Annotated in this window: 9 protein-coding genes and 1 CRISPR repeat array; of the genes, 5 read left to right on the top strand and 4 right to left on the bottom strand. The window is 52.4% G+C overall.

Annotated elements, in window-relative coordinates:
* Nucleotides 1-32: 32 nt before the first annotated feature.
* Nucleotides 33-515 (bottom strand): DUF29 domain-containing protein, encoded by a 483-nt coding sequence (locus tag NW839_RS05270; RefSeq protein ID WP_414352140.1) that lies wholly within the window; start codon nucleotides 513-515, stop codon nucleotides 33-35.
* A 116-nt stretch (nucleotides 516-631) separates the two neighbouring features.
* On the bottom strand, nucleotides 632-1,348 hold the full coding sequence (locus NW839_RS05265; protein WP_414352141.1) for an MBL fold metallo-hydrolase: 717 nt from the start codon (nucleotides 1,346-1,348) through the stop codon (nucleotides 632-634).
* Nucleotides 1,349-1,476: 128 nt separating this feature from the next.
* Here NW839_RS05265 and NW839_RS05260 point away from each other — a divergent pair, with 128 nt between their 5' ends.
* Nucleotides 1,477-1,857: an ArsR/SmtB family transcription factor gene (locus NW839_RS05260; RefSeq protein ID WP_414352142.1), complete on the top strand. Its 381-nt coding sequence runs from the start codon at nucleotides 1,477-1,479 to the stop codon at nucleotides 1,855-1,857.
* Nucleotides 1,858-1,906: 49 nt separating this feature from the next.
* Here NW839_RS05260 and NW839_RS05255 read toward each other — a convergent pair whose 3' ends face one another.
* Nucleotides 1,907-2,854, bottom strand: coding sequence for a UDP-glucuronic acid decarboxylase family protein (locus NW839_RS05255; RefSeq protein ID WP_414352143.1), 948 nt, complete (start codon nucleotides 2,852-2,854; stop codon nucleotides 1,907-1,909).
* Between the two features lie 24 nt (nucleotides 2,855-2,878).
* A complete protein-coding gene (locus NW839_RS05250) occupies nucleotides 2,879-4,285 on the bottom strand; it encodes a UDP-glucose dehydrogenase family protein (RefSeq protein WP_414352144.1) in 1,407 nt (468 codons plus the stop codon).
* Nucleotides 4,286-4,420: 135 nt separating this feature from the next.
* Between NW839_RS05250 and NW839_RS05245 the strand changes: the two genes are divergently transcribed.
* From NW839_RS05245 to NW839_RS05230, 4 genes are all read left to right on the top strand, one after another.
* Complete coding sequence (locus tag NW839_RS05245; protein ID WP_414352145.1) at nucleotides 4,421-5,326, top strand: cation diffusion facilitator family transporter; 906 nt, start codon at nucleotides 4,421-4,423, stop codon at nucleotides 5,324-5,326.
* Nucleotides 5,327-5,596: 270 nt separating this feature from the next.
* Nucleotides 5,597-11,947: direct repeats of the CRISPR family, unit length 36 nt; unit sequence GTTCCCCCTTCGGGGGGATCCCTAGAAATTGGAAAC.
* A 162-nt stretch (nucleotides 11,948-12,109) separates the two neighbouring features.
* A complete protein-coding gene (locus NW839_RS05240; RefSeq protein WP_414350122.1) occupies nucleotides 12,110-12,799 on the top strand; it encodes a hypothetical protein in 690 nt (229 codons plus the stop codon).
* Between the two features lie 6 nt (nucleotides 12,800-12,805).
* Nucleotides 12,806-13,294 (top strand): hypothetical protein, encoded by a 489-nt coding sequence (locus tag NW839_RS05235; protein ID WP_414350121.1) that lies wholly within the window; start codon nucleotides 12,806-12,808, stop codon nucleotides 13,292-13,294.
* A 487-nt stretch (nucleotides 13,295-13,781) separates the two neighbouring features.
* Nucleotides 13,782-14,672, top strand: coding sequence for a 2OG-Fe(II) oxygenase (locus NW839_RS05230; RefSeq protein ID WP_414344481.1), 891 nt, complete (start codon nucleotides 13,782-13,784; stop codon nucleotides 14,670-14,672).
* The last annotated feature ends 176 nt before the right edge of the window (nucleotides 14,673-14,848 follow it).

The raw sequence follows: 14,848 nt of genomic DNA, 5'->3' as shown, positions 1-14,848 counted from the left end.
GTCTAAAATGCAAAATGCAGCGATTTTTGGGATTAATCCCCCTCCTCAAGCAAATGACTGGGCTCACCGGGGTAAAACCGGCTATCCAGGATTTGCTCTGAGGAATAAGGGCAGGTTTTGGGGAAAATCTTTCTGGGCAGCTTGGTCTCCTCCAGGGCCAGCTTCAGCGCTCCCAAGTAAGACTTGGAGATGGCCTCTGGCAAATAGGGCTTGAGACTTGGGCTTTCTTCAAGAAGCTCCAGAACTTCCTGCCGCTGCAGCTGGAGGGTGAGGAGCCAGCTTGCGGATCTCCCCTCTGGCTGGTACTCCCACTTGAGGAGATGCCCAACCAAAACTGCAAGTCGGTTTCGCAGTTCCTGCCGCTGTTGCCTGCCCAACGATTCAATCTCCTCGACTAAATTGGGCAGATCCAGCTTCTCCCAGGCCCGATCCCGCAGAAATTGAGCTTGTTGCTGGATCCAAGCGTAGAAATCGCTCTCATAGAGACTTTCTCGATCCACGCTCAAACTCTCCATTTCTGGCAAGCCAATTGAGAGAAGGTTACCCAGAGCAGCGGGCCCTCACCATCGGAGTTTCACATGGGCTCCCCAGCCGGCGGGGGCTTACCCTGCACCTCGCTGCCCAGAAGGAATTAAACCGCTGCTGCCACTTGGCCGCACTGCTCGTTGGCCGGCACCGCTTCCTGGATCTTCTTGGGCTGGGGCAGGTTCAAGCTGTTCATGAGGGCGATGAAGCTCTCCCGCGAGCGCAAATTGCCTGTTTCCGGATCCACAAAGCGGGGATTCCAGCGCTTCTCCTCGCCAATGGTGGAGACGCTGTGCCCGCGATAGTCGTGGCCAGGATAGACCAGCGTCTCATCGGGCAGCGTAAACAAGTGCTGGGTAACATGGTCGTACATCAGGCCGGGATCCCCGCTTTGGAAATCCGTGCGCCCACAGCCGCGGATCAGCAGGGCATCTCCGGTAAGGACGCGATCCCCATTCACGCGGTAGGTCATGTGGCTGTCGGTGTGGCCCAGGGTAGCGATGGCTTCAATGACGACGGATCCCACTTGCAGCGTTTCCCCATGACCGATGAAACGATCTGCACATTGAGCCTTGGCCTGTACTGGCACCACCCCTTGGCAACCGGTCAGTTCCCGCAGCTTCCCGGTTCCCGTGATGTGATCCGCGTGAACGTGGGTTTCCAGGCAGTACTTCAAGGTTAGACCCAATTCCCGAATCAGCTTCAAATCCCGCTCCACCTGCTCCAGTACCGGATCCACCAGGGCGGCCTCGCGAGTTGTCGGATCCGCGATTAAATAGGTGTAGGTGCTTGTTTCTGCGTCGAACAGTTGGCGAAATAGCATAGTGCCCTCCTGTCTGGTATCGAAAGCCCGACGTGAACTTGGACTTTCTAGGAACACTATATAACTATCTAGTGTTAAAATCAAGTTGCATGGACGGCGCAAGCAGGTTTGTTGATGGGAGAAAGCCGGTGAGCAGAGCGGATGTGAATGAGTGTCGCACGATCCTGACGCCGCAGGTTCTCAACAGCGTGGCGGAGTACTTCAAGGTTTTGGCGGAACCCAGCCGGCTGCAGATCCTGTGTCAGTTGCGCTCGGGGCCCAAGAACGTCACCCAAATCTTGGAAGCTACGGGTATGGGCCAGGCCAATGTTTCCAAGCACCTCAAGATCCTGACCCAGGCAGGGATCGTCAGCCGTCAGCCCAAGGGGGTGAGTGTTTATTACCAAATTGCGGATCCCATGTGCTTTGAGCTGTGCGAAGTGGTATGTCGGCAGTTGGTGAGTCGGCTACAACAGCAAGCCCGCCAACTGGAGCCGCTGGCAGCCATTCACCCAGGTCAATCGAGCTGAGGCGAAAATGGTTCTCAAACGGGTTGGGGTTGTCGGGAGCACCTGATGATTAGTCCAGCCCCAGCCGCCGACGAAAGTAAGGGATGGTCTGTTGCAGCCCAACCTGCAAAGGGATCCGAGGTTCCCAACCCAAGAGGGCGCGGGCTTTGCCAATATCCGGCTGCCGTTGTCTGGGATCGTCCGTCGGCAGAGGCCGGTAAACGATGGGAGAAGGGCTGCCGGTGAGGGCGAGCACCTGCTGGGCCAGCTCCAGGATCGTGAACTCCTCTGGGTTGCCCAAGTTAAAGGGTCCGGGGTAGGGGCTGTTCATCAGCCGGATCAAGCCTTCCACCAGGTCGGAGATGTAGCAAAAGCTGCGGGTCTGGGATCCATCCCCATAGACCGTCAGGGGATCCCCGCGCAGGGCCTGGACGATAAAGTTGCTCACCACGCGGCCATCGTCCTCCCGCATGGCGGGGCCGTAGGTGTTGAAGATGCGGGCCACCCGGATCTCCGTCTGGTATTGCCGCTGCCAGTCGAAGGTGAGGGTTTCCGCCAAGCGCTTGGATTCGTCGTAGCAGGCCCGCGGGCCGATGGGGTTGACGTGGCCCCAGTAGTCTTCCGGTTGGGGATGCACTTGGGGATCCCCGTACACTTCTGAAGTCGAGGCCAGCAGGAACCTCGCTCCCGTTTTCTGGGCCAGTTGCAGCAGGTGATAGGTGCCCCAGACGCTGGTGCGGATGGTGCGGATGGGATCCGCTTGGTAGTGGGGGGGAGAAGCGGGGCAGGCCAGGTGGTAGATCTGCTGGATCCCAGCCTCTGCCAAAGCGGGCGGCAAGGGATCCGCCACGTCGTGCCAGATGAGCTGAAAGGCGGGGTTGTCCAGATGGGCCTGGACATTGAGCTGCCGGCCCGTGTAGCCGTTATCCAGACAAATGACCCAGTGGCCTTCTTGCAGAAGGCGGGTTACCAAGTGGGATCCAATAAATCCCAGGCCACCTGTAACCAGGATCTTCATGATTTCCCCTGATTTCCCCAGCGCCTACCAGCCCACTCCGATGAGGGTTATGCCCGCCTGCCGCACTGCCTCCCGATCCAGACAGTTACGGCCATCGATGAGCAAGGGCCGCCGCATCAGCTCTGCAATCCGTCGGTAATCCAGTGACAAGAACTCCGGCCACTCCGTCACCAACACCAGGGCATCGCAATCTTGGGCCAGGCGAAACACATCCGTTTCCACCACCACATGGGCCAACCCCTCCCGCATCCCCGAGGCGGATACAATTGGATCATATGCCTTGACCTTGGCCCCCAGACGGTGGAGTTGTTCGATCAAAGTCAGGGAAGGGGCATCCCGCAGGTCGTCGGTGTGGGGTTTAAACGTCAGACCCAGTAGGCCAATGGTTTTTCCCTTGAGCACCTTGAGGGCCTGCTGCAGCTTTTCCACCAGGCGCTGCCGCTGTTCTCGGTTAACCTCCACCGTGGCCTGCAACAGCTTGGCCTCATAGCCATAGTCAGCAGCGGTTTGGATAAGAGCCGCCAGATCTTTGGGGAAGCAGCTTCCGCCCCACCCTATGCCAGCGTTGAGAAAGGCGCGGCCAATGCGCCTATCTAGGCCGATCCCTTCTGCCACCTGGGTGATGTCGGCGCCGGTGCGCTCACAGATGTTGGCCATTTCGTTGATGAAGCTAATCTTGGTGGCCAGGAAGGCGTTGGCGGCATACTTGATCATTTCGGCAGAAGCCAGGTCGGTCACCAGCAAAGGCACGGGATCCCCTTGCAGGCCCTGCTGGCGGTTGAGGATGGGTTCATACAGCTGCCGCATGATTTCAATGGCGCGGGGGCTGTTGGAGCCAATCACAATGCGATCCGGGTAGAAGGTATCTTGGATGGCACTGCCCTCCCGTAGGAACTCGGGGTTGCTCACCACGTCAAACTGCGGCGTCCAAGGCGAGAGCTCCAAGGTCAGGGATCTGGCCTCTGGATCTCTCCCCACTTCTCGGCTGCTCAGCCGCTGCTTGGCGGCTTCGGCGGCCCCGTCCAAAATGAGCATGCGCACCCAGTCCCCAGAGCCAATGGGCACAGTGGATTTGTTGACAATGACCCGATAGTGCTCGTCCAGATGCTGGCCAATTTCCCGCGCCACTGCTTCCACGTAGCGCAGATCGGGATCCCCGCTGGGCAGGGCCGGGGTGCCCACGGCAATAAACACCACCTCGCTGGCCTGGATCCCAGAGCCCAGATCGGTGCTAAAGTGCAGCCGACCCGCCGCAGTTCCCTCCCGCACCAGCTCTTCCAGGCCGGGCTCGTAGATGGGCAGGCGACCCCGCTGCAGCCCTTCAATCTTGGCGGGGTTGTTGTCCACACAGATAACGCTATTTCCTAGGTGAGCCAGGCAAGCCCCTGTTACCAGGCCCACATAGCCAGCGCCTACCACAGCAACGTGCATACTCAGAGTTCGCTCCCCAATCGGCGGCCACTTGACTAAGCCTTAGCAGCTTGCTTTTAGGGTACCCTCCCTTACCCCTATTGAGGTCGGTGACAGAATAAAGCAGGATATCTGTGGATCCCCGCCCGAGCTGCAGTGAGCTTTCTGGATTCTGCTGCCATAGCCAGCCGCCGTCAGCGCCAAGTGCAGAGGGTGCTGTACGTCACGCTAGGGCTAAATGTCCTGGTGTTTCTGATCAAGTTAATCCTGGGGCTGACGACGGGATCCCTAAGCCTCATTGCCGATGCCCTGCACAGCTCCACCGACAGCGCCAGCAACATTTTGGGCTTGGTGGCCATGCGCTTTTCTTCGCCAGAGCCCGATGACGACCATCCCTACGGCCATCGCAAGTTTGAAGCCATTGGAGCGCTGGGGATCGCCGCCTTTTTGGGGATGGCCAGCCTGGAGATCCTGCGCACAGCCGTGGAGCGGTTTTGGGAGCCCCAGCCCCACCTGCAGATCGATGAGCTGACCTTGGGGATGATGGTGGGCGTGCTGGGCATTAATGTCTTTGTCACCCTCTACGAGCACCGCTGGGGCAAAGCTCTGTCCAGCTCGCTGCTGTTGGCCGATGCGCGCCATACCCTCAGCGACGTTGGGGTGACGCTGACGGTGTTGCTGGGGTTGGCCGGCATGCATTATTGGGGGATCCCTTGGTTGGATCAAGCCCTGGCTTTGCCGGTGGCGCTGCTGGTGCTCCGAAGCGGCTGGGAAGTGCTGCAGGAGAATCTTCCCTACCTCACCGACCGGGTGGCGATCCCTGCCGAGGCCCTGCGGGATCTGATCCTGAGCGTGCCAGGCGTGCTCGACTGCCATGACATCACTTCCCGCGGCATCCCAGGGGAAATGGTCTTTATCGAGATGCACCTGGTGGTGGAGCCGCAGGATATCGAGTCCGCCCACCGCCTCACTGAGGAAGTTGAACGCCTCTTGCAGGAGCGCTACGGGCCAGCGCGGATCCTCATCCACCTGGAGCCCCGCTCCCATATCGAACAACCCTAGCGAGAGCTTGCCACCTGCCAACAGATAGCCTAGCCAAACCTCAGGAATCCTGATGTTTCCAAAAGAACACCAAAACGGTATCAACGCCTCTGCGAGCGTCCCTCAAAATCTCGGAAAAGCCCATTCTTTCGTCGGATCCCTCGACGCCTTGTGCCACAAGGCTTTCCGGCCCCAAAACCCCCTCGCCGAAACTCTTTTTGCCCCCTTTTTTCCGGATCCCTCGCAAACGGGTCTTGCATCCCTTGCCCTGCTTGGCTTTAATAGGGGTGGGTTCCCCCTTCGGGGGGATCCCTAGAAATTGGAAACCCGAAGGAGGAGTATCTACGTCGTTGGACGGAACAAATCAAAGTTCCCCCTTCGGGGGGATCCCTAGAAATTGGAAACTCGAATTCTTCGAACACGAGGTGGTATTTACCTTTAGTACTGTTCCCCCTTCGGGGGGATCCCTAGAAATTGGAAACGCCTTGAAAACCTCGTACACCTCTCTCACGTTGCTGTAGATCGTTCCCCCTTCGGGGGGATCCCTAGAAATTGGAAACTTGCGACTACCATCTTCGGCAATCGGTTTGCTGTAGGGGTGTTCCCCCTTCGGGGGGATCCCTAGAAATTGGAAACAAGTTCGAGGTAATTATCACTCAGGACTTCAAACCTGGTTCCCCCTTCGGGGGGATCCCTAGAAATTGGAAACACCTTTCAACCCCATTGGTTTAGCCAAGAGGAGGTGTTCCCCCTTCGGGGGGATCCCTAGAAATTGGAAACCGCCAGGGATGTTGTAAGCATAGCGGTAGACAATGGTGTTCCCCCTTCGGGGGGATCCCTAGAAATTGGAAACATGCCATTGCCCAGTCGGGGCATGGAATGTTATCGATAGTTCCCCCTTCGGGGGGATCCCTAGAAATTGGAAACACGAATAGTCTAGCCTCCCCCAAGCACCCAGGTATTTCACCTGTTCCCCCTTCGGGGGGATCCCTAGAAATTGGAAACGAGTTTAGGTATGTATTTCTTATTCAACCATTTAAGGTTCCCCCTTCGGGGGGATCCCTAGAAATTGGAAACTGCAACTTTGCATAGATCGTACCACTGATCAGGTTCCCCCTTCGGGGGGATCCCTAGAAATTGGAAACACCTTCCAGGTAGTGGTTACACAAGACTTCCGTGTTAAGTTCCCCCTTCGGGGGGATCCCTAGAAATTGGAAACCCAGAACAGGTTGTTTAATAGCCAGTCCACTTGTTCCTGGTTCCCCCTTCGGGGGGATCCCTAGAAATTGGAAACTCAGCACCCAGGATTTTTCCTGGGTGTTGTTTCTACCCTAGTTCCCCCTTCGGGGGGATCCCTAGAAATTGGAAACAATCTTCGCGGCTAGTGTACACGCGGACTACTTCAAGTTCCCCCTTCGGGGGGATCCCTAGAAATTGGAAACAGTATTCATAAACCTCCTCACTGAGCTATTTTATTCGTTCCCCCTTCGGGGGGATCCCTAGAAATTGGAAACGAACGATACTATATGATCGTTCGGTATAACTGCTCATATGACGTTCCCCCTTCGGGGGGATCCCTAGAAATTGGAAACGGGAGGTTAGGGGAAGGAACTAGTCGAGCCAGTCTGGAATGTTCCCCCTTCGGGGGGATCCCTAGAAATTGGAAACAATAATCGCAAGCTCTTACACTGTTGCCCTTTAAAGCTGCAGTTCCCCCTTCGGGGGGATCCCTAGAAATTGGAAACACAATTGTGGCATTTGACATGCAAGTCGATGCCATGTCAGAAGAAGTTCCCCCTTCGGGGGGATCCCTAGAAATTGGAAACGGAGGGTGGATTTACCCAAGCCCAAATCAACTGGATGCGTTCCCCCTTCGGGGGGATCCCTAGAAATTGGAAACATCCTCCTGCACAGCAAACTTGAGGGGTGATTCAACCTCCTTCAGTTCCCCCTTCGGGGGGATCCCTAGAAATTGGAAACCAAGAGCTTAATCATCATCCCAAGTGCAGTTAAAACTTTGTTCCCCCTTCGGGGGGATCCCTAGAAATTGGAAACGTGAACCTCATAACGCTTCTCGGCGAAGCTACCCCGGATTGTTCCCCCTTCGGGGGGATCCCTAGAAATTGGAAACCACACCCAGGATTTCTCCTGGGTGTTGTTTCTACCCTATAGTTCCCCCTTCGGGGGGATCCCTAGAAATTGGAAACGGGTGTCTTTTCTACCCACACAAGGGAGGTTTTAGCCATGGTTCCCCCTTCGGGGGGATCCCTAGAAATTGGAAACCACAACTAAATAACCTAGTCGTGTGGTCAACAAAAGATCGAAGTTCCCCCTTCGGGGGGATCCCTAGAAATTGGAAACAAGAACATCTCATCCGCCCAAGGCGGATTTGGGTACCATAGGGTTCCCCCTTCGGGGGGATCCCTAGAAATTGGAAACAAGACGTAACCAAGCGCGTTCGTCTCTATCGGATTGGTTCCCCCTTCGGGGGGATCCCTAGAAATTGGAAACTTAGTGCTTGGATCTTCTGGAGAGGCTCGGTGATCTCGAATGTTCCCCCTTCGGGGGGATCCCTAGAAATTGGAAACACTCCCTTAGGCTAAGTAAAAGGGCACCTTAAAAGCCAGTTCCCCCTTCGGGGGGATCCCTAGAAATTGGAAACTATAGTTAACTCAACAGGCAGTGTCTCTTCAGTTATAAAGTTCCCCCTTCGGGGGGATCCCTAGAAATTGGAAACGCTTCACAGGTGCGGATTTCGTCCAAGCCTGTGTGGTGTTCCCCCTTCGGGGGGATCCCTAGAAATTGGAAACTGCAAAGTTGTTGTTTATCTTTCCTGATTCATGTTCCCCCTTCGGGGGGATCCCTAGAAATTGGAAACATCGCCCTTATAATTTGGGTCGTAGATGTAGGTTGTGACTACAGTTCCCCCTTCGGGGGGATCCCTAGAAATTGGAAACGGTAAACATCACAATTTGGATCGTGATAGTCCCCAATGTTCCCCCTTCGGGGGGATCCCTAGAAATTGGAAACTTAGCGGGCCAGTAGCACTAATGGGCTACTCGTATAGTTCCCCCTTCGGGGGGATCCCTAGAAATTGGAAACAAATGTTCCAGGGTCCCAGTAATGTGATTTCCATAGCAAACGTTCCCCCTTCGGGGGGATCCCTAGAAATTGGAAACTTGTTCCTTTGTATACATAGTACCTCCCTTCTAGGAGTAGAAAGTTCCCCCTTCGGGGGGATCCCTAGAAATTGGAAACCCCGCCTCACTTTCCGGTACACTTCGTACCGGCGTTCAGGTTCCCCCTTCGGGGGGATCCCTAGAAATTGGAAACGCCATCTCATTCTCTTCCATAGGCCGTACTCCCTTTGGTTCCCCCTTCGGGGGGATCCCTAGAAATTGGAAACTACTCTCCCCGGATTTCCCACCGGCCTACAACCATAACCGTTCCCCCTTCGGGGGGATCCCTAGAAATTGGAAACGAGACACTTGGTTTTGAGGAATTGTTCCGGTGTAAACATAGTGTTCCCCCTTCGGGGGGATCCCTAGAAATTGGAAACCATTTACCAACATTCTCGATCCCCACTACACAGGGGAACCGGGTTCCCCCTTCGGGGGGATCCCTAGAAATTGGAAACGTACGTTATGTACACGATGGCAGAGCTAATCCAGGACAAAAGTTCCCCCTTCGGGGGGATCCCTAGAAATTGGAAACAACCATCTCGACTAATGTAACCGCCTCTTCCTAAGTTGTTGTTCCCCCTTCGGGGGGATCCCTAGAAATTGGAAACAGTTGTCGTTGAGAATTACTTCGAAGTGAAGTTGCATAATAGGTTCCCCCTTCGGGGGGATCCCTAGAAATTGGAAACGGGCCTTCAGCGCTTTTTGGAGCGCCTTTGCCATTGCAGTGTTCCCCCTTCGGGGGGATCCCTAGAAATTGGAAACATTAACAAATGTGAACTGTTTACATTGACAATACACATATGTTCCCCCTTCGGGGGGATCCCTAGAAATTGGAAACCGTCGACAGCCTCACTGGCGTGCTGGCATTTCACTACAAGTGGAGGTTCCCCCTTCGGGGGGATCCCTAGAAATTGGAAACAAACAACCTGGGTGTGTTTGGTGGGGGAGGGATTAGTCTTGTTCCCCCTTCGGGGGGATCCCTAGAAATTGGAAACGCCACACTCCGTAGACGTCACAGCGTCGGAGGGATCGTTCCCCCTTCGGGGGGATCCCTAGAAATTGGAAACTCACTAACACGAGACTGTATACTGAGTAGACAGTACTGTTCCCCCTTCGGGGGGATCCCTAGAAATTGGAAACGTCATTTGAATTGTTAAGCTGATATACTGTGCGTACTGCGCGGGTTCCCCCTTCGGGGGGATCCCTAGAAATTGGAAACGAGTTCGTTGGTTTCCCTCAAGCTGTTGCTGGCCAAAGTTCCCCCTTCGGGGGGATCCCTAGAAATTGGAAACGAAACTAGTTCCTCCCCCTCCCAAAGACACCCAGGATTGTTCCCCCTTCGGGGGGATCCCTAGAAATTGGAAACTGGCTAATGCCCTCGCACGTTTCTTCTGACGGTTAGTCGTTCCCCCTTCGGGGGGATCCCTAGAAATTGGAAACTCTCCGCACCCATCGAGGTGGACCAGAGATTTGGCAGTTCCCCCTTCGGGGGGATCCCTAGAAATTGGAAACAAGGAGGATAAAATGAACTACAAGCAAATTACACTGGCCGTTCCCCCTTCGGGGGGATCCCTAGAAATTGGAAACGCAACCTTTGACTGGCCCTAGAGGAGTATCCTGCCAGAAGTTCCCCCTTCGGGGGGATCCCTAGAAATTGGAAACCTTTTTTATTTTCAGGTCTATAGACATTTAGGAGGTTGGCGTTCCCCCTTCGGGGGGATCCCTAGAAATTGGAAACGACACCTCTTTGTGAGGCGAACCCAGGTGTTCTTCTCAAGTTCCCCCTTCGGGGGGATCCCTAGAAATTGGAAACGATCATGACTAACTCCTCCCTTTTAGGAGTAGAAAGAAGTTCCCCCTTCGGGGGGATCCCTAGAAATTGGAAACTCTGAGGTTTATCAGGGCTCGTTTAGTCACCAATAGTTTGCGTTCCCCCTTCGGGGGGATCCCTAGAAATTGGAAACGCTCTGCTGAATTAAGAGCTGGAGATATTGAATGCATTGGTTCCCCCTTCGGGGGGATCCCTAGAAATTGGAAACCTCCAACGAGCCTGGAGCTAGCTGGAGTTAGCTCGAAAGTTCCCCCTTCGGGGGGATCCCTAGAAATTGGAAACCCGTTTAAGACCCGTACAGGGAACGTTCCGAGGAAGTTCCCCCTTCGGGGGGATCCCTAGAAATTGGAAACACACCACACCAGAAGGGCACGATTGACCCTTGCTTTTGGGGTTCCCCCTTCGGGGGGATCCCTAGAAATTGGAAACCTGGTACACAATGGGTAGCACCATTTAGTTCCTCCCGTTCCCCCTTCGGGGGGATCCCTAGAAATTGGAAACTGTGGAGGGGGTGGTGTTGGGAAAAGTTAATTCAAATCGTGTTCCCCCTTCGGGGGGATCCCTAGAAATTGGAAACTATTTTGTAGTTAATTGAACACATGTTTTGAACATGTTCCCAAAGTTCCCCCTTCGGGGGGATCCCTAGAAATTGGAAACAAGATTATTACGCTCTCCGTCGGCGATGAAACCGTCTGTTCCCCCTTCGGGGGGATCCCTAGAAATTGGAAACCCTACCCAGACATTCCGGTGGGTGTACAACCCCTGGGCCTCGGAGTTCCCCCTTCGGGGGGATCCCTAGAAATTGGAAACAGTTAGATTACTCGATAAGCTGTGATTTTCTGACCCATTTTGTTCCCCCTTCGGGGGGATCCCTAGAAATTGGAAACCTTGGCTTTAATCACTCCTTCGATTTGCTCGATCCAGTTCCCCCTTCGGGGGGATCCCTAGAAATTGGAAACGGTTCAGGGGTGTTGCACAGTGCGACCCCAACTTTGGGGTTCCCCCTTCGGGGGGATCCCTAGAAATTGGAAACGGCTTGCCTACCCGGTTCCATCCTGTTTCCAGAACTAAGTTCCCCCTTCGGGGGGATCCCTAGAAATTGGAAACGCCAGCTCTGAGCCAGACTGATTTGGTTATTGTTTAGTTGGAGTTCCCCCTTCGGGGGGATCCCTAGAAATTGGAAACTCTAGTGTCCCCACTTCGCTGAGGAGCCACGATCTAGTTCCCCCTTCGGGGGGATCCCTAGAAATTGGAAACGTTTTCATTTGGCCTTTAATGATCTTCTGGGCAATAGTTCCCCCTTCGGGGAGATCCCTAGAAATTGGAAACAGGAGGGTTACGACGACGTCGTAATTCAATACCTCTACGTTCCCCCTTCGGGGGGATCCCTAGAAATTGGAAACTGCTCGGCTGGCTGAAGCGACCAGCGGCTTATGAGTGTAATGTTCCCCCTTCGGGGGGATCCCTAGAAATTGGAAACGGTGTTCTTTATCCCGTGACAAGGGAGGTTTTAACCATGATTGTTCCCCCTTCGGGGGGATCCCTAGAAATTGGAAACTCGGACAGGTCCTCGACTAGACAATCGGCCATAAAGTTCCCCCTTCGGGGGGATCCCTAGAAATTGGAAACTCCACAAGTACAACAAGGATTCTCTGAGTATAAAGTATTTGTTCCATTTAGACCAACAGACAGCAAACTCAAACAAAGTATCAAAGAAATAATGCAGCTACCCAATGTATCTAGAGTAAAGTATTCAGGTGAAACACATGTAAGAGGAACAAAGAGGATAGTATGAGTGTAAGAAGAAAGTTAGTCTTTGATGGAACTCTTAGGTCTGACAGAATTAATCAAACAGAAGTATTTAACCAAGGCGACCTTATTCTCCTAGAAGTTAGTGGATTAGCTGACAATGAATTTATTGAAATGGCAGGTTCTCTAAATGTAAGAGTAAAACAAGGTGCTACTGCTGACCCATGTGATGACCCAATACCTATTCCTGAATATGTTGCTCAGAACTTACCTGCATTACCACCAGCAAGTAGAGAAATCTTTGATATGGGAAATTATGAGTATCCATTAGATATACCGGTATTCAATTCATATTCTTTGGTAAGAATCGATTATGAACTAAGTCAATGTGCATTAGACATGTCAGTTATACTTCTACCTAGCTTTGATGTTACTTGTAAAGTATGGGTATTATGGCAAGAAAAGGGAATAAGGAATCTATATCGTTACGTTTGTGAGAATGCTGCTAAAGATGATATTAGATGGACTCTGTTAGCAGCAAGTACATTAGCTAGTAATGCTGCATTAGCATATAATGTTAGTGCATTAGCTACTATATTAGCATTACCTACAGGAGGAACTAGTGTAGCATTAGCTTCTCCAGTATTAACAGGATTAGCATTAGCTAGTGCTGGAATAGCTACACAATTCTCATTACCTAGTCCAGGAATACCATCATTGTTACCACCGTAAAAGACTATGGCTATCAAAAAACAAGGCATCATCTCAGGTCAATACACTTTCTCTGGTGTAGAAGACAATGGACTAGTAACCTTAACTAGTCAAGTAGATGATATTTACATTATTGAAATTCAAGCACTAGTACAACTATTTGACTTTATTAGTCCTTATGATATTCCCATAATGGTAGAAAACACTATCTACCAAGTTACTAACGTTACTGATTATAACAGTGCATCTAATACTCTCATCTACAGTACAATCAGTACTCCAAGAGGAAATAAAACTATCATTGAGTGTGAGATTAAAGCAATTGGAATAAGACCTAATCCTGATTCATCAGTTATCTTTTCTACTCAAGAAAAGTGGATTATTTATCCAGGGAGAATTTATCGACTAGATAATGCAGGTATTCAATCTTTTACCTTTACAAATAATTCCATTGCTTATCTAAGACTAACAGGTAAGAGAATACTACCAACATCACTATTAGGTAACTTCCTATGAACGAATGGGATAAATACAGAGAAGAATTAGAAAGGTCAAAGCATGACTATTGTCTGTATGGTCCTGCATCATTAAAGCTTACGTTGACACCTATCATCGAGGATTTTAATTTGCCATTGGATGAAAATAGTTACTGGATAGCACAACATTGGCAAGCAATGCCTAGTTCCCCCTTCGGGGGGATCCCTAGAAATTGGAAACAGTCAAAAAAGAATAAATTGGCAGAATGTTTATGAGAAGTTCCCCCTTCGGGGGGATCCCTAGAAATTGGAAACTTGCGGTACTCTTCAGACTGTCGTATCTCTTCTAGTTGAGCATGTTCCCCCTTCGGGGGGATCCCTAGAAATTGGAAACGTGGGGAAAGCACAACCACACTAAGACTGTCAGAATTAAAACTGTTCCCCCTTCGGGGGGATCCCTAGAAATTGGAAACAGGACTTGGGATCACTGTGGGCACAGCTGAGCAGATGGCGAGATTTTGGTCAGCATGGCAGAGAGCAGGGGGGTAGCTATGCCAGAAGGTTGGGAAAAAGTTACAGATTTAATGCGCCAACTGCAGGCAGTACAAGAGATTGCCGAGAGGGGGTATTGGCTCACCACGGAGGAACTGGGGCAGGTTTTAGGTTTACCAGAGTCCCGCTTGGCAATTCTGCGGGAACAACCCCTCGCCTATGAATTTCCGTGGCGCAACTTCCGCTGTTGTGTAGTTGACGAGCAAGAGGGGATCAGGCTTTGGTCTATCACTCCTAACAAGGCTATCAATGTCCACACCCCCACCACCGCGCCCCAAAAACAGCCTGCGGTCTATGCACGGGTGGATAACTTTTTGCCGCGGGACAAAAACCAACAGTTACTAGAATATGCGATCGCCAACGAAGGGCGGTTTGTCCCTTCCCGAAACTCAGCGAATGACAGTGAATACCGCCGTTCATGGGTGCTGCATGACTTCCCTGAGTTTTCAGGGGTGATTCTCCACTATGTGCAAATGCTAATCCCCCAAGTGCTCAAAAGCCTAAAAATGGAGCCATTTCCCATCGCCTACATCGAATGTCAAATGACAGCGCACAACCACGGCAATTATTACAAAGTGCACAATGACAACGGCAGTCCTGATGCCAAAGAAAGGGAACTGACCTATGTCTATTACTTCTACCGAGAACCCAAGCAGTTTTCTGGGGGGGAACTGCTGATCTACGACTCTGAAGTGCGAAACAATATGTATGTCAAAGCCGACACCTATAAAACCTATGTTCCTGCCAACAACACTATCATTTTCTTTCCCAGCTATCTGATGCACGAAGTTTTACCCGTGACTTGTCCCTCACGGCAGTTTGCCGATAGTAGATTTACGGTCAACGGCTGGGTACGGCGTAAATAGGCACATTGGGCGGAATGATACAAGTGCGGGTTCTGCCCCTGCCAGTGCAAACGATGCCATTGGACAAAATGGTGTAGCCAGTGGTTGCCCCTGCGATCCCGCCCGATGGTCGTCCCTTGACTGCTGGTGGTCTGCACAAAGTGATTACCACTGATCACATTCCCCCCCCTCAACTT

Origin of the sequence: Synechococcus sp. R5-15, from assembly GCF_047462035.1 — a bacterium.
Lineage (GTDB): Bacteria > Cyanobacteriota > Cyanobacteriia > Thermostichales > Thermostichaceae > Thermostichus.
The sequence above is the reverse complement of the archived record's forward strand: the minus strand, read 5'-3'. Positions and strand labels throughout refer to the sequence as shown.